The sequence below is a fragment of the Lentilactobacillus kosonis genome (assembly GCF_003864335.1).
GTDB classification, from domain to species: domain Bacteria; phylum Bacillota; class Bacilli; order Lactobacillales; family Lactobacillaceae; genus Lentilactobacillus; species Lentilactobacillus kosonis.
The window spans coordinates 16513-35409 of record NZ_BEXA01000005.1 but is presented as its reverse complement, the minus strand read 5'-3'; the positions used below and the strand labels follow the sequence as shown (position 1 = coordinate 35409).

The 18897-nt window shown below is 38.8% G+C and carries 16 protein-coding genes and 5 pseudogenes; 19 read left to right on the top strand and 2 right to left on the bottom strand.

Translation table 11 applies throughout. The features are described from left to right. Positions 1 to 197: 197 nt before the first annotated feature. The 19 genes and pseudogenes from pnuC (at position 198) to NBRC111893_RS08310 (ending at position 17322) form a co-directional block, all read left to right on the top strand. Positions 198 to 959 (top strand): annotated as a pseudogene (gene pnuC / locus NBRC111893_RS08395) (nicotinamide riboside transporter PnuC). Between the two features lie 411 nt (positions 960 to 1370). After that, positions 1371 to 2597 (top strand): MFS transporter, encoded by a 1227-nt coding sequence (locus NBRC111893_RS08390; protein ID WP_125008698.1) that lies wholly within the window; start codon positions 1371 to 1373, stop codon positions 2595 to 2597. A 12-nt stretch (positions 2598 to 2609) separates the two neighbouring features. Continuing rightward, the gene (locus NBRC111893_RS08385) at positions 2610 to 2897 is read left to right on the top strand and encodes a chorismate mutase (protein ID WP_125008697.1); all 288 of its coding nucleotides are present in this window, start codon (positions 2610 to 2612) and stop codon (positions 2895 to 2897) included. Next, entirely contained in the window at positions 2894 to 4060 is a 1167-nt protein-coding gene (aroC, locus tag NBRC111893_RS08380; RefSeq protein WP_125008696.1) for a chorismate synthase, read from the top strand. Before NBRC111893_RS08385 ends, aroC begins: the two co-directional genes overlap by 4 nt. Before the next feature lie 14 nt (positions 4061 to 4074). Further along, positions 4075 to 5360: pseudogene (gene aroA, locus NBRC111893_RS08375) on the top strand (3-phosphoshikimate 1-carboxyvinyltransferase). A 17-nt stretch (positions 5361 to 5377) separates the two neighbouring features. After that, positions 5378 to 6226 carry a prephenate dehydrogenase gene (locus NBRC111893_RS08370; RefSeq protein ID WP_125008695.1) on the top strand — a complete coding sequence of 283 codons (849 nt, stop codon included), beginning with the start codon at positions 5378 to 5380 and terminating at the stop codon, positions 6224 to 6226. Positions 6227 to 6241: 15 nt separating this feature from the next. Next, positions 6242 to 6748 (top strand): shikimate kinase, encoded by a 507-nt coding sequence (locus NBRC111893_RS08365; protein WP_125008694.1) that lies wholly within the window; start codon positions 6242 to 6244, stop codon positions 6746 to 6748. After that, positions 6749 to 7618 carry a shikimate dehydrogenase gene (locus tag NBRC111893_RS08360; protein WP_125008693.1) on the top strand — a complete coding sequence of 290 codons (870 nt, stop codon included), beginning with the start codon at positions 6749 to 6751 and terminating at the stop codon, positions 7616 to 7618. Positions 7619 to 7708: 90 nt separating this feature from the next. Continuing rightward, positions 7709 to 8518, top strand: a complete 810-nt coding sequence (locus NBRC111893_RS08355; protein WP_125008692.1) for a hypothetical protein — start codon at positions 7709 to 7711, stop codon at positions 8516 to 8518. 364 nt (positions 8519 to 8882) lie between these two features. Continuing rightward, positions 8883 to 9653 (top strand): acetoin reductase, encoded by a 771-nt coding sequence (locus NBRC111893_RS08350; protein ID WP_125008691.1) that lies wholly within the window; start codon positions 8883 to 8885, stop codon positions 9651 to 9653. Positions 9654 to 9679: 26 nt separating this feature from the next. Further along, positions 9680 to 10535: pseudogene (locus tag NBRC111893_RS08345) on the top strand (MetQ/NlpA family ABC transporter substrate-binding protein). Positions 10536 to 10602: 67 nt separating this feature from the next. Further along, positions 10603 to 11790 (top strand): iron-containing alcohol dehydrogenase, encoded by a 1188-nt coding sequence (locus NBRC111893_RS08340; protein ID WP_125008690.1) that lies wholly within the window; start codon positions 10603 to 10605, stop codon positions 11788 to 11790. Between the two features lie 299 nt (positions 11791 to 12089). Then, positions 12090 to 13096: pseudogene (locus NBRC111893_RS08335) on the top strand (zinc-dependent alcohol dehydrogenase family protein). Positions 13097 to 13161: 65 nt separating this feature from the next. Continuing rightward, positions 13162 to 13865: pseudogene (locus NBRC111893_RS08330) on the top strand (DUF6198 family protein). 11 nt (positions 13866 to 13876) lie between these two features. Further along, on the top strand, positions 13877 to 14269 hold the full coding sequence (locus NBRC111893_RS08325) for a VOC family protein (protein WP_125008689.1): 393 nt from the start codon (positions 13877 to 13879) through the stop codon (positions 14267 to 14269). 166 nt (positions 14270 to 14435) lie between these two features. Next, a complete protein-coding gene (locus tag NBRC111893_RS08320) occupies positions 14436 to 15419 on the top strand; it encodes an acrylyl-CoA reductase family protein (RefSeq protein ID WP_125008688.1) in 984 nt (327 codons plus the stop codon). Positions 15420 to 15823: 404 nt separating this feature from the next. After that, positions 15824 to 16276 carry a hypothetical protein gene (locus tag NBRC111893_RS08315; RefSeq protein ID WP_125008687.1) on the top strand — a complete coding sequence of 151 codons (453 nt, stop codon included), beginning with the start codon at positions 15824 to 15826 and terminating at the stop codon, positions 16274 to 16276. Between the two features lie 37 nt (positions 16277 to 16313). Beyond that, positions 16314 to 16481 carry a hypothetical protein gene (locus NBRC111893_RS10700; protein ID WP_160114469.1) on the top strand — a complete coding sequence of 56 codons (168 nt, stop codon included), beginning with the start codon at positions 16314 to 16316 and terminating at the stop codon, positions 16479 to 16481. A 13-nt stretch (positions 16482 to 16494) separates the two neighbouring features. Then, positions 16495 to 17322, top strand: coding sequence for a hypothetical protein (locus NBRC111893_RS08310; RefSeq protein ID WP_125008686.1), 828 nt, complete (start codon positions 16495 to 16497; stop codon positions 17320 to 17322). A gap of 69 nt (positions 17323 to 17391) precedes the next feature. On the opposite strand, the gene NBRC111893_RS08305 is transcribed toward NBRC111893_RS08310, so the two are convergent. Together NBRC111893_RS08305 and NBRC111893_RS08300 are read right to left on the bottom strand one after the other, a co-directional pair. Then, complete coding sequence (locus NBRC111893_RS08305) at positions 17392 to 18261, bottom strand: histidine phosphatase family protein (RefSeq protein ID WP_125008685.1); 870 nt, start codon at positions 18259 to 18261, stop codon at positions 17392 to 17394. A 12-nt stretch (positions 18262 to 18273) separates the two neighbouring features. Continuing rightward, positions 18274 to 18855, bottom strand: a complete 582-nt coding sequence (locus NBRC111893_RS08300) for a 5'-nucleotidase C-terminal domain-containing protein (RefSeq protein WP_369689737.1) — start codon at positions 18853 to 18855, stop codon at positions 18274 to 18276. Positions 18856 to 18897: the final 42 nt, after the last annotated feature.

Sequence of the window (18897 nt, the reverse complement as noted above, 5' to 3'; positions counted from 1 at the left end):
TAAAATTTAGCTGGCTTATTTACTAGGTTTACTGGTAGTATTAATAAGTTGTTTTAAAACTATATAACTAAATTGTTCACAACCAGTGATTGACTTTAAGTCAATCCGGATATACTATATATAGTGTTGTTTTTTAAATATGACGCTATATATAGTATTAAGGCTGCAGCCCAACTAATTATTGGGAGTGGAAAATTTTGGATAATTCAGTATCAACAAACGAACGACATAATTTAATTACGTACTTTAAGTGGTTAGTTAACCAGGTTAAGGGTTGGCCCCAACAAAATTATTACGTTTTTTTGGTTTTCAATGGGGCTTCAAATTATGACGTTAGTCTCTAATCCCATTACACCATTGGCATTTATAACCTTTATTGGAACAACATTAGGCGTATTGTGTATTTTATCAATTAGTGCTGCCAAAGCTGTTAACGGATGGCTAGGAATTTTATCATCAATCTGCTTTATATATGCGGGTTGGACCGCCAAAAATTACCTATCAATGTTTGAACAATTGGCGTATATTGCAACCCTTGATTTACCGATCCTCTTATCGGTTAAGTCATGGAATGATGATACTGTTCATAACATTCGAAAATTGGGGCTAAGCAATGGATGATTGCCATTGTTGGAACACTAGCCGTGTATGCCATTTCTGGCTGGCTAATTGGTCACTTAACTAACGATCCGCGACCATATGTTGATGCATTGAGCTTCTCGGTTAGCTTAACTGCAGGAATCATGTGCTTCATGCGTTACAGTAATCAATATTTCTGGTGGTTGTTCTCAGGAATCTTCCAACTAATTCTTTGGGGGATTACGTTTAGCCAAGGTGACGCAACGTTGGCTATGGCAGTTAACTCAGCAGTATATGTGGTTAATGATGTCTTGGCATTTACTGTCAGTCCATGGTTCAATAAAGGCCGGAAACGCCAAGGACTCGAAGAAATTAAATAATGAATTGGTTAAGGTACTGCTATTATTTGGCTGGTACCTTATTTTTTTAGTAAATATGTTGATTCGCTTTTGATTAAAATTGAATTAAATTGAAATGAGTGTTGACAACCGATAAGTTAATTGTTTTAATAGATTCAACATAAAAAACGAAAGGAAGCCGAAAACTATGACACTAACTAATCATCAAGTAAATGCGTTTTATTATAGCTATCTATTTACTGAGATAGCGTCTGCTTTTGCGTGGACGCACATGCGTTCACGTCTAAGCAGAGTTTAACCGATGATGGTTGACCAGCTAGGCGATGAGTCTAGCTGGAATTAGTGTTTTAGTCTTTAGAGTTTTCAAAAAAGACAAGGACCAGCTAGATTTTCTAGCTGGTCCTTTTTTTATTATTTTAAGGAGTGAATTAAATGGAACCAACATTAAGAAAAAAATTATCACTAATTTTATATATCAACTACATAATTCATGGAATTGGGTTAATCATCTTAACGCAAAACATGCAGTCATTAGGAAAATTCTGGCATGTACCAATTGCAACGGTCTCATACGTAATTTCTGGGATTGGAATTGGTAAGTTAATTGCATATTTCTTATTTGGATACCTGTCCGATCGATTTGGTCGTAAGCGGATGGTGATGCTGGGAATGATGAGTTACTTAGTATTCTTCATTGGGATGCCATTCACAACTAACTTGGTTATGGCATACGGGTTAGCTATTTTAGCAGGAGTCGCTAACTCAGCCTTTGATGCCGGAACTTATCCAACATTTATTGAAATGGGTGGTAACGCTGGAGCATCTAATGTTTTTATTAAAGCATTTATGTCATTGGGCGAGTTCATCTTACCATTAATCGTTGCGACACTTGAAACCAATAAGTTATGGTTTGGTTGGTCATTTATTCTTCCCTGTGGGTTATTGATTATCAACTTGTGGCTTATGTGGTCGGTTAAGTTTCCCGATGTTAGTGTTGAGACGATATCGGCTGAGCAAACTGACAATCAGCTTCACGGTATTAGAAAGTTAATTTCAGCCGTGGCTTTGTCAATGTATGGTTATACCTCGATGGCAATTATGATTTTATTTACCCAGTGGATCACCGTGTTTGCCCAACGTAAATTAGGACTTTCGCTAATCATGGCTCATGGATTGCTTTCGCTTTACAGCATTGGGTCTATTGCAGGGGTAATTGCCACGTTCGTTATTTTAAAAATCGGGGTGGCTGAAGAAAAAGTCTTACTTTGTTCAACGTTGATTTCATTGCTAGCACTATTCTCAATTGGCACATTAACCAATCAGTTCTTAATGGCAGTTGCAGCAGGAATCTTTGGCTTCACGGCAGTCGGCGGGGTGCTACAAGTCGCTTTGAATCTACTGCTAAAAATGTTTCCTGTGCATAAAGGAATTATTACTGGATTGTACATGACCTTTGGAAGTATTGCGACATTCACGATTCCAATTATTACTGGCAAGTTAGCTAACAGTAATATTCAATCTGTAATTAATTTTGATGTGCTAATCGGAATTGTAGGCGCAATCCTAGCGTTAATCACGATTCTCAGCGCTCAAGGTAAGTCCAATCAAGGAGCGGTACCAACCGCAGTGATAAATGTTAATTCAGACAAAAATAAGTAGGAGGAACTTTAAATGACAGAATTAGAACAACTAAGAACTCAAATTGATCTGGTTGATCATCAATTATCAGATTTATTAAACCAACGTTTTTTACTTACTGAATTGGTTGCGGCGGTAAAAGAAGAAACTGGGGAACCAGTATTGGATACAAACCGAGAATTAAAGGTGATTAATAAGGCGACTAATGCAATCGATAATCCAGTAATGGTAAATGCGATTGCTGATATCTTCCAGGTCATTATGGATAAATCAAAGCAACAGCAACGAAACTTATTACACCAAGCGGAGGTAAGCAAATGAACTACTTAACAGCAGGAGAATCTCATGGACCACAATTGACCGGAATTATCGAAGGCATTCCAGCCGGAATACAAATCAATGTTGATGGTATTAATCAAATGCTAGCTGCTAGACAAGGCGGTTATGGTCGAGGAAACCGTCAAAAAATTGAACATGATGTAGTCGAAATCGTTGGCGGGGTTCGCCATGGTAAAACGTTAGGGTCACCGATTGCACTGGTGGTTAAGAATCGGGATCACGCTCACTGGAGTGACATCATGAATCCAACCAGTCCAGAAACTCCCGAAAATACATTGAGACAGGTAAATCGACCTCGTCCTGGTCATGCGGATTTAGTTGGCGGGATGAAATATGGACATCACGATTTGCGAAATGTATTGGAACGCTCATCAGCTCGAGAAACTGCGATTAGAGTGGCCATCGGTGCGATTTGTAAACAACTGCTTGACCAGCTAGATATTCAAATTGTTGGTCATGTTGATCAAGTTGGATCGGTGGCAGCTAATTCGCATCGAAACTTAGATGTTGAAAAGATTGAAAAAGCAATTACTCAAAATGATTTAAGAATTATTGATCAAGATCAGGTACAGCCAATTCATGATTTAATTGATCAAACTAAGCGAGATGGTAACACATTAGGGGGCGTTGTTAGGGTCGTTGCAACGAATGTTCCTGCGGGGTTAGGTAGCTACATTAGTTGGGATACTAAACTAGATGCCAAAATGGCCGCAGCTGTGATGGGGGTTAACGCGATTAAAGGAGTTGAAATTGGTGACGGGTTTGACGCAGCAGCCAGTCTTGGAAGTGATGTAATGGATGAAATTGACTGGCAAGCAGATGACGGATTTGGTCGGCTAACTGATCACTTAGGTGGATTTGAGGGGGGAATGACTAATGGGATGCCAATGGTCATTAAGGCGGCCATGAAGCCAATTCCCACTTTATACAAGGCATTGCAAAGTGTGGATATTGCCACTAAGGAAACGATGAAAGCCAACGTTGAACGCTCGGATACGACAGCAATCGTCCCAGCCTCAATCGTGGTTGAGAGTGTGGTGGCAATTGAATTAGTTAAAGCAATCACTGATACATTTGATGGTAGTAACTTACAGCGACTACAAACACAAATTAGTGAGTATCGCAAAGAATTTAAAAACTTTTAATTAGGAGCTTCAGAATGAAAACACTAACGTTAGCACCACAAACCGGTTTACATGGATCCGTTATGGTTCCTGGTGATAAGAGTATTTCCCATCGGGCAGTGATGCTAGGCTCAATTAGTCAGGGAATAACTGTTATCAATCATTTCTTATTTTCAGATGATTGTTTATCAACCGTGAATGCCTTTAAAAATCTAGGGGTCAAGATTGATTTTAATGGTGATCAAGTGATCGTACGCGGCGTAGGCTTCCGTGGCTTACAACCTGCCGTTGAAGAATTAGAAATGGGAAATTCTGGAACTACTACCAGATTGATCATGGGCTTATTAAGTGGTCAATGCTTTACCACTCAATTAATTGGTGATGAATCATTATCAAAGCGACCAATGAAACGAGTTAGTGAACCATTAATGACCATGGGGGCAAATATCCAAACTACTTCGGGGCACTTACCAGTTTCAATTATGGGACAACAATTACATGGGATAAATTACCAAATGCAGGTAGCCTCAGCACAAGTAAAAGCGCACTGATTTTAGCTGCATTACAAGCTGAAGAACCATCAACAATTAAAGAAGTCTTACCAACGAGAAATCATACCGAAACAATGCTGAATGCATTTGGCGGCGAAGTTACTACCAGCGATGACCAGCTGACAATTCAGGTAAAGCCGCAACCAAAATTGACTGGAATCGAGTTAACCGTTCCAGGGGATATCTCCTCAGCAGCGTTTTTTATTGCTGCAGCATTGATGGTACCCAACTCACGGGTAAGGTTGCATAAAGTCGGTATTAATGTGACTAGGTCAGGCATTTTGAAAGTGATTCAACGTATGGGTGGGAAAATTGATCTTGAACATCAGCATGACGATGGTGAACCATTTGCAGACATGATCATTAGCACTTCAGAATTATCAGCAACAAACATTCAAGCCGATGAAATTCCAGCATTAATTGACGAATTACCAATCATTGCATTGTTATGTGCGCGAGCAAACGGTACCAGCCAAATTTCGGGAGCTGAGGAATTACGGATTAAAGAAACTGACCGCATCGCAGCGGTTACTCAAGAATTTAAAAAATTAGGGATTCAAATTACCGAACAAGCAGATGGTTTTGTTATAACGGGAAGCAAAGATTGGCGACCAGTAGACGTTCAGGTAAATAGCCATGGTGATCATCGAATTGGTATGACATTAGCGATAGCTGGCCTATTAGTTGATCAGCCACTAACTTTAACGGGTGAAGAGTCAGTTTCGATTTCATATCCAAATTTTTTCACGGATCTAGATTCATTAATTTAAGTTAAGGGGTGGTTTGTATGGAATCTGTGTTTATAAGTGGACTGGGAATGATTGGTAGTTCATTAGCGCGTAATATTAAGCGAAGCGGTCAACACGTTAAAATTTTGGGATATGACCCAGATCTAGCAAATGGTGAATTTTTGATTAGGGAAAAGTATGTAGATGAATTAACCACATTTATAGCTGGAGCCGAAACGGCCGATATTATTTTCCTGTGCGGACCGGTGGATGTTATCAAACGTCAGATTAAGCAATTAGGAACATTGAATCTTAAAGACCATGTGATTGTGAGCGATGTTGGCAGCACTAAATCTGAAATCATGATGGTTGCACATTCATTAGTTGCACGCCGGATTACATTTGTTGGTGGTCACCCAATGGCAGGTTCTCATTTAACTGGGGCTCGTTCAGGTAGAGACAACTTATTTGCTGGCGCAGCTTACTTTTTGATTCCGACAACCACTGACCATGCAGGAGTGAAGACGATTCAACGATTACTTGGTAAAGCAGATGCGAATTGGCAAATTGTCACTGAAAATGACCACGATCTATTTGTCGGGGCCGCTAGCCACGTACCGCATATAATCGCTTCAACGTTAGCGTTATCTGCCTTACAGACTATTAATAGCACAGATATTGATGCCAAATTAGTCGCAGGCGGCTTTCGGGATACGACCAGAATTGCTGCGGCTGATCCGGATATGTGGACCGCAATTATGGATAGTAATCACACTGTTATTTTAGAACAATTAACTCAATTTACGGATGAATTGATGAAAATGAAAACGGCAATTGCACAACGTGATGAACAACGCATTCATCAAGTATTTAGTGAAGCTCAAGCAATTAGAAAATCAATTGATTGATAGGAGGTAGTGTCAATGGACTTAATCTTAGTCGGATTTATGGGTAGTGGAAAATCAACGGTTGGCAAATTATTAGCTCAAAAATTAGACAAAGAGTACTTTGATCTCGATGAACTGGTAGTTCAGCGAGCTGGCATGTCGATTCAAGAAATTTTTGAACAAAGCGGCGAAGCGGGATTTAGAAAAATCGAGCAACAGTGCTTGCGTGATACCGAGCATTTATCGGGCATTTTAAGTACTGGTGGAGGAACGCCAATTCCTGAAAATAATCAACAAATTTTAAATAAAATGGGTGCACCAGTGGTATTACTGGCAGCTTCAATTGAGACAACCTTGGCAAGGATTACTGATAGTGATGGCCGGCCACTGGTAGAACAATTGGGGCCCTCGGGGCTCAACAAGTTGTTTAAACAACGCCAGATCGCATACTCACAAGTGAGTGATTTTCAAATTCACACTGATCGGTTATCGCCAGTAGAAGTTACTGAACAAATTATGGAACAATTTCAGGTGGTGAAGTAGATGGTTGATGCAAATACGAAACTGTATGGCTTAATTGCACACCCAGCTCATCACAGCATGTCGCCGTTAATTCATAATACGGCATTTAACGAGTTGCAAATCAATTCGATATACATGGCGTTTGATGTGGCTGAGCAAACGATTAAACCAGTTCTAGATTCCATGAGACTGATGAAAATCGGTGGTGTTAATCTATCGATGCCCTTTAAAAGATCGGTGGTTCCTTATTTAGACTCATTGTCAGACTCCGCTAGCCAACTTGGAGCGGTGAATACAATCGTTAACGAACAGGGCCAATTGAAGGGATATAATACTGACGGTCAAGGATTTATTAATGCATTAACTAATCAAGGTATCTCTGCAAAGGGAAAACAAGTGCTCGTGCTAGGCGCAGGCGGGGCCGCCCGGGCAATAATCCTTGCATTAATTAACGCTGGAGTACGTCATGTGACAGTTGTTAAACGTAATAATTCCACCTTTGAAGATACTAAACAGGAATTACAAAGTTGGGGTAGCCAGGTTAAGGTGATTTCATTTGCCAACCACGATTTATTGATTAAGTTAATGCGGACGGCGGAGATTATTGTGAATGGGACTAGTATTGGTATGGCTGGTAGTCGGGAATTGCCGTTGACAAACACAGAATTGTCGGAACTACATACAGGTCAAGTTGTATTTGATGCGATTTATTTTCCATTAATCACGCCATTACTAGAAATCGCGAATCAGCATGGCTGCATTACCATGAACGGGACAGGAATGTTAGTTTTTCAAGCAGCGGCGGCATTTAAATTATGGACAGGTACAGCAATGCCAGTTGAATTGATAATGTCCGCGGTGAAAGAAGAAATATTTCAAAGATCAAAATGATGGGAGTGGTTGCAGAAGTGTATTAAGGCCACTAGTAATAAGAACATATTTGTTATAGCATGATAACTATAATATGGAGGAGTGAGTGGCATGAATAAATTTAAAGTGACTTTAACGGCAATTTTATTAGCATCTCTATTTGTTTTTTCGAATCAATTGGTTACTGATGCAGCTAGTAACCAGCTGCTTAGTAGTATTCCAGAACCATCATCTGAGTCATTAAGGATCAATAAATTAGCACGTAAATATGTATCTTTGCATAATTTTAGGTTTAGCCTTGATAAGGCGGCAAAATCTAACCTATCAAGAAATGATTTTACAGTGGCTAAAAAATTAATTGGTCAATCGAATGCGGTTTTACAAAAGGCTCAAACTAAAATTAATGCCAAACAATGGATTTATAAGGTTCATCCTAATAAAAAATTTGTGAGTTTGGCAACTTATAAAAGTTCAGCTCAACGCCAAAAGATGCGATCTCAGTATAGTTACACTAGAAATTATAAAATAGTTACGCCGTTTTATATAACTAAATCGGTGGTGATTCAGTATAATGATCAAAAAATGGACCAACGTCTAAAGGTATTATCGCAAGCATTGAAACAAATTAAGCTAAAAAATTGGCGGTACTATATACCTAAAAAACAATTGGCACAATATAGTGGCTTCAATCAACGACTTATCGGGAAATTAATAAGTAGTGATAACCGACAAATTAAAAGCGTATTGAAATTAGCTAGCAAGGGTGATGCAAAGGTTTGGAAAAACAAAGCCAATACCAGAGTGAGGTACCGATATAGCGAAGATTATTGGAAAAAATTTGTTAATTTGCATTTCGCCGCTAACTTAAGAAAAAAAGGTGCTCAAAGTAGGGCCACAAACAATGACGATTTAAATTATTAAAAATCAGTGTTGACTAAATTAAAATTAAATGATAGATTATCTAATAAGATTTAAACAAATCGATTCGGAAAGTAGCCCGGAACCATTGTGCAGAGAGTTGACATATTGATGAAAGTCAATCTTTGGTAAACGGTGAAAATGGCCGATGATTGGCTAACGCGATTATGAGAATAATAGTGTTAGACGGGCTGGTCCTCGTTAAGGGACACACCATTTTTACTAGTGGATAGTCTTAAGATGGTTGGCGAGATTTGTTTAGGTGACTAAATAATTAAACTCAGAATGGTAACACGATAAAAAGTCTCTGTACTAAATACAGAAACGGCTTTTTGTATTGTCATTCAAAGTTAGTGGGGTGGAAATATTGACAAAATTAGCAATTGTAACAGGTGCTGGACAAGGAATTGGTAAAGCAGTGGCAAAGAAGTTGAGTCAGCAAGGCTACGCCATCGGAGTATTAGATATTAATGCTGAAACGGCAAAGCAAACTGCAGCTGAATTAGTTGCTAGCGGGAATACCGCTACTGCCTACCAAGTAGATATCGCTAATGAAGAGGATTTTTCTAAGGCAGTTGACCAGGCAGTGGCCGATTTAGGCGAGTTGGCGGTATTTGTTAATAACGCGGGGGTGGCCTTTATTGATTCGATTGTGGACTCTGAACCCGAAAAGATTAAGCGATTGATTGATGTTAATTTACTAGGCACATTCTGGGGAATTCGAATTGCCGCCAAGCATTTTATTAGTCAGGGACACGGTGGTCGGATTATTAATGCGGCTTCGTTAGCTGGGGTTGAAGCATCAGCTCTTCAAAGCGCATATTCGGCTTCAAAATTTGGCGTTCGTGGACTAACTCAATCAGCTTCTAAAGAATTGGCCAAATATCAAATCACGGTTAATGCATATAATCCTGGGGTGGTGCGGACACCGATGCGGGATGCAATTGATAAAAGAACCGCGGCAATTAAATCTAAAACAATTCCTGATCAACAAAAAGATGTGTTGTCTGAAATCTCTTTAGGTCGCGAAGCAACTCCTGAAGATGTCGCTAATGTGGTGAGCTTTTTTGCATCACCTGAGGGTAGCTACTTAACTGGTCAATCTTTGCTCGTGGATGGTGGAATGGAGTATCGATAATTTTAATACAGAGAGGAAGTTATCAAATGAAGTTACCAAAACGAATCGAATATATCGTGGGAGCATTAGTAGTGATTGTTGGACTGGGGTTGGGGTCCATTCATTGACTGCCAACTCGGCCAGCCATAATCAAATTGTGGTTGGCTCACAAGGATCAGATTATGATATTTGGCAGCATATTGCTAAGAGTCCGCAGGCTAAAAAATTAGGTTTAAACATTAGCGTTAAACAAATTACTGACGGAGTACAATTAAACAAGGCGACTACCGATGGAACAGTTGACGTGAACGCCTTTCAATCATGGTCTTACTTGCAAGCTTATAATCAAGAAAATAAAAATGGGCAACTAAGAGCGTTGGGAACTACATACCTTGAGCCACTAGGAATTTACTCAAATAAATATCACAACGTTAAGGATATTCCTAACGGCACAACCGTTGCAATTGCTAATAATCCGGCTAATACTTCGAGAGACTTATTATTATTGCAAACCGCTGGTCTACTAAAATTAAAGCCTGGATTTAACGCGTTAAGCGATACCCGTGATATTATTTATAATCCGCATCATTTAAAATTTAATGAAATTGATGATACAACTGGTCCGCGGGTATTAAAGAGCGTTCCCGTAGTGCTAATTTCAAATACAGTGGCTCTCGAAGGCAATCTAAATGTACTGAAAGATTCAATTTTCATGAGCAGGTCAATGACAGTACTAAGGACAATATTAATATCCTAGCAACGTCTAAGAAGCATGCTGATAATGCTAAGTATAAAAAGTTGGTTGAGTTATATCATGAACCAGTCATTCAAAAATATATTAAAGACAAGTACGACGGTACCAAGGTGGAAGTTAAAAAACCACTCAGTTATCTAAACAAATAAAGGTCAAATGGTCGTTTTTCCCTCTGTTTCGGTATAAAATTAATATCTGAAATGGAGGGTTTATTTGATGGAAAACTTTAGTTTTAAAAATCCAACCGATATCAGATTCGGTAAAGATCGAATTGATAGTGAATTACGTGATGTGATTACCAGTTTTGGTGGTAATGTCTTACTGGTATATGGTGGTCAGTCTGTTAAACGGTCAGGATTGTATGACCGAGTTCTTAAGGCCCTTGATGGTCTTAATATTACTGAATTACCGGGAATTGAACCTAATCCAAAGATTGATTCTGTTAGAAAGGGTCAACAGTTAGTTAAGGATAATAACATTGACGTTATCTTAGCAGTTGGTGGTGGCTCAGTAATTGATGCTAGTAAAGTCATTGGCTCTGCTAGATATTATGAAGGCGACCCTTGGGACCTGGTTCTTGACTCTGGTAAGCGAATGGCATTAAAACAATTACCATTGGTTGATATTTTGACCTTATCAGCTACTGGTTCAGAAATGAATCGTGGCTCGGTAATTTCTAACCCTGAGACCCATCAAAAATTTGGTACTGGTGGTCCTAATACTCCAGCAGTTTCTTTCCTTGATCCTAGCTTGACATTCACAGTGCCAACTCGGCAAACTGCGGCTGGGTCAATGGATATTATGAGTCATTTGATTGAACAATACTTCGATCGGTCAATCAATAACGATGTTTCTAAAGGCTTAATCGAAGGACTAATGCGCTCAGTAATTAAGTGGGCTCCAGTGGCGATTAAGGAACCAGATAACTATGATGCTCGGGCTAACTTGATGTGGAACGCAACGATGGCGCTAAATGGAATTGTTGGTTTAGGCGATGTCAATAACTGGACCGTTCATCCAATGGAACATGAACTATCAGCATATTATGATATTACTCATGGAGTTGGTTTGGGTATTTTGACACCTCGTTGGTTAAAGGCGGTGCAAAAAGATTCTTCGACCCACGAACTTTTGGCTAGATTTGCTAAGAATGTTTGGGGCATCACCGTTTCGGACGAAAACGAAGCCGGTAGTGAAGCCATTAAGCAAACCTATGATTGGATTAGTTCACTAGGATTTGAAATGACATTACCAGAGGTGGGCATTAAAGATGAAACTAACTTTGATGCTATGGCTGAAAGTGCTGTAACCACAGGTGATCTTAGTCGAAATGGTTACATTAAGTTAACACCAGATGATGTTAAAGCAATCTATCGTGACTCAATGACCACTGAAAATTTATAAATTATTTTTAAAGCCCATTATCACTAGTGATAATGGGCTTTTTCTTTTTTATAAAAAAATCACAATCTGAATATTTTTTCAATCGGTAAGCAAGTGGAAAGTAGGATATAATATAGATAATTGAATTAATCCGAGAAGTGGTACGCCTTGACAATGGTGTTTTTATAATAAGACAACCGGTTGCACAAATTAAAAGATGGTGTTACGATATTGACGTTGAATTAAGTGAAATGGTTCGCAAGCTCTTGCTCACTGTTTCTCATACTATTATTTTTTACTATTCGGAGGAATTAATAATTATGAAAGCACTTGTCTTAGAAGGCGTAGAAAAACTTGAAATTGAAGATATCAAGCCCCAAGAATTAAAACCTAATGAAGTATTGATCAATACTGCTTATGCTGGTATTTGTGGAACTGACCATGCATTGTATGCTGGTCTACCAGGTTCAGCCGATGCTGTGCCACCAATTGTTTTAGGTCACGAAAACTCAGGAGTAGTTGCTGAAGTTGGTTCAGAAGTTACTGACCTTAAAGTCGGTGATCGAGTATCAGTTGACCCTAACATCTATTGTGGCCAATGCGAATTCTGTTTAACTGATCGTCCAGAACTATGTAACAATCTTTCAGCTATCGGTGTTACTAGAAATGGTGGTCTCGAACAACAATTCACTGCCCCAGCTTCAGTAGTTTACCCAGTTCCTGATAATGTTTCATTGAAGGCTGCTGCTACGGTTGAACCAATTTCATGTGCGATTCATGGTGTTAAATTACTTAAAGTTACCCCATACCAAAAGCATTGGTCATTGGTGATGGCTTCATGGGCCAAATCTTTGCTCAAGTGCTTCAAGCATACGGTATTCACCAAGTTGATTTAGCTGGTCGGAGTGATGCAAAGCTTGCCAACAACAAGGAACACTTTGGGGTTACTAACACATTTAATACTGAAAAAGATGAAATTCCTGCTGACTACGATGTGGTTATCGAAGCCGTTGGACTACCATCAACTCAAGAACAGGCCATTGCTGCTACTAAGAAGGGTGCACAAGTATTGATGTTTGGGGTTGGTAAACCAACTCAAAAATTCACTATGAACACTTACGAAATTTTCCAAAAGCAATTAACTATTCAAGGTTCATTTATTAACCCATACTCATTCAAGGATTCACTTGCATTGCTCTCAAGCGGTAAGTTGAATGTTGAAGACTTAATCAGCCATGTTCTTGATCTTGAAGAAGTTGAAGATTTTGTTCAAGGCAAGATTACTAACGTAAGTAAGGCTGTTGTCAAAGTCGGCAATCAAGATTAAGACAGGTGATATAAATGACTGAAACTCCTGCAAGCATTGAAAAGTCGAAGGCGTTATCACCTTCGATGGCTACATTTTACTTTGTTGTTTCATTGATTATTAATTCAGCTGGGAACGTTTTAACATTAGTTACTAGTGCTAAAATTCATCCATCATTTTTAGGATCAGCGTACTGGACTGCGGCCGAAGCAAACTTAGGAACGGCCCTTCACTGGAATTTATTCTGGGCATTCTTGATTTTGGGAATGTTGATTTCCGTTTTAAACGCTGTATTGGTCGGTAAATTTGATTTGAAACGAATTTTGGGAAATTTGATTTTCATGGTACCATTTTCAGCAATGATTCAAATCTTTGAAGATTTTTTCTTTGGGTAAGTATCCAGTATTTAGCGGCCTACCAGATGCTAAGACACCACTAATGATTGGCTTTTACGTATTATTAAACTTTTTTGGAGTCGCATTAATCGGGACTGCAATTTCAATTTATCAACGGGTTAACTTCGTGTTACACCCTGCTGATGATTTGATGCAAATTTTGAGATTTAAGTACTTCAAGGGGAGTGCGGCAATTGCGATGTGGGTTTCATACATCCCACCTACAATTATGGCAATTATTGCGATTATCATCACTCGTCAATTTACTAACTTTGGTTTGGGAACCATCTTTGCATTTCTATGCCAAGGGGCTGTCACAGGATGGGCTGATAAGCGAATCTTTAGAGGCTTGAAACACCAAAAATTAGAATGTTGGTAAAAAAGTAACTGAATAGGAGACTTAATAATGAGTTTAACTGACTATATTACCGGAGTACAACATATTGGAATTCCGGCCAAAGATTTAGATGAAACTATTGCCTTTTACGAAAAACTTGGCTTTGAAAAAGCCGGTGACTTTCCAAATGGCGATAATCGTTGCGCCTTTATGAGATTAGGTAATTTAACCATCGAAACATATAATGGTGAAATTACTGAAGTTCGTGATGAAGGATCAATTAGTCATATCTCTATTAACACAACTGATGTTGACAAAGCTTTCGATGAAGCTCATAAATTAGGCCTAAACGTCATCGATAGTGAAATTCAATCAATCCCATCATTTTGGGATAACGGAATTCGCTTCTTCAATGTATTAGGGCCCAACAATGAAAAGCTAGAGTTCTGTCAAATTCTTTAATTCCTGTTTTTAAAACTTCCATTTTAAAACTTCCGATAACCGTCCTAAGTCAATTGACGCTGGGACGGTTATTTTTTGTGCTAAATGAAAGGACTTTAAAGAATAGGGCATTATGCTACTAAAAGGTATTAAAATAAGGTATCCTGCTGTTAGGTGGTGAAAGTAAATGGATAAATTTAATGCAATTGTGATTCGCGAAAATAATAATCAATTGAGTTTCCAGCGAGAAATGATTGATCTTTCAATGTTATCTGAAGGCAACGTCATCGTTCGAGTTAATTACTCGTCACTAAACTATAAAGATATGTTGGCTTTTCAACCTAATGGTGGGGTGGTTAACAATTATCCCATGATTCCAGGCGTTGATTTTAGTGGTGAAGTCGTCCAGTCAGATGATCCTGAGTTTGTCCCAGGTGATGAAGTTTTGTTAACGGGATATGATGTTGGGGTAACCCACACTGGTGGTTTTGCTGAATACGCTCGCGTTCCGGGTAAGTGGCTAGTTCATATTCCTGAAACGATGAGTATGCGTGAAGCCATGATTTGGGGAACTGCTGGTTTTACGGCTGCACTGGCTGTTGAAAAATTACAGCAACTTGGGCTAAAAAATCCCAAAGCAAGAATCTTGGTTGCTGGAGCAACTGGTGGCGTAGGAAGTGTGGCTATTGCCCTACTGAAACAATTAGGATTCCAATCAGTGACTGGGTTAGTTCATTCAGGTGAACGAGAAAAAACGGCCCGAGAATTTGGAGCGGATCACGTAATTACCGCTAGTCGATTAGATAAGGACCAAAAGCCGCTAACTTCAGCTAAGTATGACTACGCGATTGATGCGGTGGGTGGCGAAGTTACCAGCCAAATTCTGCCAACAATTTCCTATGGTGGTTCAGTTGCCATTACGGGGAACGCTGGGGGTACCCAATTACTAACTACGGTATTACCATTCATATTACGGGCGGTTTCCTTAGTTGGAATCGATTCAGTGGCTGTCGATAGTGATAAGCGTCAATGGATTTGGAGCTTGTTGGCATCTGATTGGGATATCACTGATCAGCTGCAAGTAACTGAAATTGGCATTGACCAAATCCCTGACGAAGTTGCCAAAATCCAGTCGGGACACCATACGGGTAGAACCATTATCAAGTTTTAATCTTAATTAATACAAGTAAAAAAATGCCTTCGATATTGGATATAATCCGGTATCGAGGGCATTTATTATTAAGATGGTGTCTGACAATGTACTTGTTCAGGTAAGAAAAAGCAAGGAATATTCCGATGATTTAGAATGCGAATATTAATTAATGATTATTAGACAATAAGAAATGGTGATGTTTCGGATGGAGAATTTTTCTTCAAAGTAATTTGGGGTATCATGTCTTTGAAAGTATTTTTGGAGGAGAGATATGAAAATTAAAAACAAATTAATTAGTCTTGGTTTGCTGTTGGTGTCTGGAATTTTAGTTGGCACAACCCAGGTTACTGCAAGTGCGAAGGTAAGACTTGGCAGTTTTTGACTACTAAAAAACATTAAAGGTCAAAACCAGCAGCCAAAGTGTGATTATCAAAATTCCCAAAGGCACAAATATTCAAGTTGATGGATTCAAGGTTAAGAATGGGTCAAAGTACGCGTACTTTAACATTGAAAAGTTAAGTTATGATATTCGTAAACCCTTAATAGGCAAAAATACTAGTGTAATTTCTGCATGGCAAAGATTAACTAGATCTAATTTCAAACAAATTAAAAAGCCTACTTATTTGAATTATTATTCTGCCATCAAGTCGTCTCGCAAATTGTACAACAAGGTTATTCAACACAGTGGAAGCTTATGGGAGGGCACAAGATTTCCAGCTAATTATAAATCTGTTCGTAACGATCGAATTAGAATTACCAATGATGGTTATCTAGAGTATTTTGAGAATTTTCCATATGCGTATCGAGTATCTGGCAAACCAGCTTACACGGAAAAGTTATTGATGCAAAACATGAGGTTGCTAGAGAGTATCTAACTGTAAAAAACGGTTTCTCAAATTGCCGTTTGATAAATTGGCAAATGATGACCATCAGTTGGTTATTTGGTGGACAGCGGCAGATACGTATACAGCGTTACCAAATGAAAATAATGCCAGCCAAGTCATTTCAACCAACTTATATCGACTTGGACATAGTAAAACAAATTATTGGTTTATGAAATCTGGAACAGCCACTTTATAGTAAGGATGGAGTTATGAAAATTAAAAAAATTTTGATGTTTTTAGGTGTAACCATTGGAGTTATTAGTAGTTTCCAAATTAATTCAAAAGCTGCGTCTGATTGGATTTATGCGGCTCCCAAAAAGACCAATTTTTACATGACTAAAAAAACGATTCATACAACTAATGGTTACTTTAAAGATACCCCAATTACAATTCCAAAAGGAACCATATTTAGTTATTACGGAGTAAACCGAAATGGCAAGTCGCAACTACCTTTTCTGGAAATTGATACATCTCAGCTTGGTTGGCCGGTAAGAAAACCATTAGCTACTTCAAAGCACAATCAAATGCTGACTAAGGGGATATGGGCCAAGAAAAGTCTTTTTAAAATTGTCTCAACCCCGTCCTATTTGAAATTTTACGATAATCAAAATGCTAGAAAGGTGAATAGGCATGTCTCTGGACCTATCCAATTTTGGAAGGGCAGTAAGTACATTGATGGATCGGCGTATGAAACAAATCAAATTGTCGTGACGACTGACGGATACCTTGAGTATACCCAACCATATAACATTTACGATCGGTATAATAAACAGCCACTTGGCTATGCAAAAATCCTGCAAACAATCCAAAAAAACGGTACCTTGTACTATTACTATAATTCTAAAATTAATGGAATTCCTGCAACTAGGTTATCTGGAAAATACAAGTATCGAACGTCTGTTAAGAAGACAGGTATCAAGAGAGTAACTGTTATCCCGAGAGGAAAACCTTATTTTGGGGATGATAGCTATGCCGTCTCTAATATTTTTTCAATCGGTGGTCAGTCATTTTATACTATTGGCTACTTTGGTCATTAACAAAAAAACGTCCCAGCCAAGATTTCCCGTGGAAACCTCGGCTGAGACGTTTTATATATAGGATAATAACTACTTCATTAATTTAGCACCTTTGTCTACATAACTAAGTGAAGCAATTGGGCCATTAACTGCCAATTTACCATTCTTGTAAGTTAACTTAGTTACTGCAGCGTTAGGAATGGCCGCACCAGTATAATTTGATGCCATAGTTGATAGATATTCATTGATTGACATTCCAGAGCTAACTACTAGTACATTACCGCCACCGCGTTTTTGGGTGTTTTTGGCAATACTCTTTAATTCATTAGTCATTCTTTGTTGAACCATGGCTGAACTTTCTGCACGATCAGTATTCGCTAATTTAGTATTGTGAGCATTTTTTTGATCTAGGCGGTAGTAGGCATCCTGAAGTAAGTTCCAGTAATTCTTACCGGTTGCTTGCTGGAATTCAGTACCATCTTTATATCCGTAAACCCCTGCAATTTCATTGTTATCAGTCGCGATACTATCGCCTTCAAAACTACCATAGCCGCCCTCACGTAAGAATTTAGAGATATTGACCTTAACTTTAGAATTTCCTGAGTACTTTAGCGCCTGTTTGGCGGTTACTTCTTGGCGAGTTAAGTTACCTGCATAAGCACTGGCAAATTTGATTCCTTTAAGTCCGTAACCAAGTTGATTTGCAACTTTGATACCATTGGCAGTTAGGGGAAAGTCACTCCATCCTTGGACCCGGCCCATGACATTTCCGGTTGTTTCGCCATGTCTGGTTAAGTAAATAGTAGTTGTTTTCGTTGCTGGTTTAGCCTTTTTGACTACCTTTTTGGTAGTCTTTTTGGCGGCACCCACAGTAGTTGAAGCCGTTGGCATTGATAAAGCCATTGCACCGGCCATTCCAGTAATGCTAGCAATTGTTAGTAATTTAGTTGATAGTTTCATGATTGATTCTCCTTAAGAATTAATTTTTCGATTTAATTGAGGTGTTGGAATTGGACTTTTAGTTTGTAAATAATCTGTTAGCAGGTCAATATCCTGACCAGCATTATCAACGATGGTTCCCTTAGTAAATGCAGTATATCCATCACCACCAGTTGATAGGTAATCGTTGGTGAGGATGCGATACTTATTCGTGGGATTAATTGGTTGATTATTTACTTCTACATCCGATACAGTCGCAATTTGATCACCATCGTTCACGGATTTGTAATGGTAAGTTAAACCGGACAATTGTAAGAAGTAAAGTTGCGACTTCGTATATTGTTCATTAAGCAGTTCGATGATTTGATCGTCGGTTAGTTCAACGATTGGTTGACTGTTACCATAGGGTTGCATATTGTATAAAGTTCCTAAGGTTACGTCGCCATTCACCGTGGCATTCATCCCACTACGAATCGAATCGTTACTAGTGACGGCAATGTCAGTTTGATGGCCTTGCTCATTGGCGATTACTCGTTGAGCATCCACAACCACATAGGCTGCTTGAGATTCGTTGTTAGCTGATAAATCATTGCTAATGGATTGGCCGTCGGCAATACTGCCAACTTTTGTATTAATAATTGGGGCGACCGATTATTA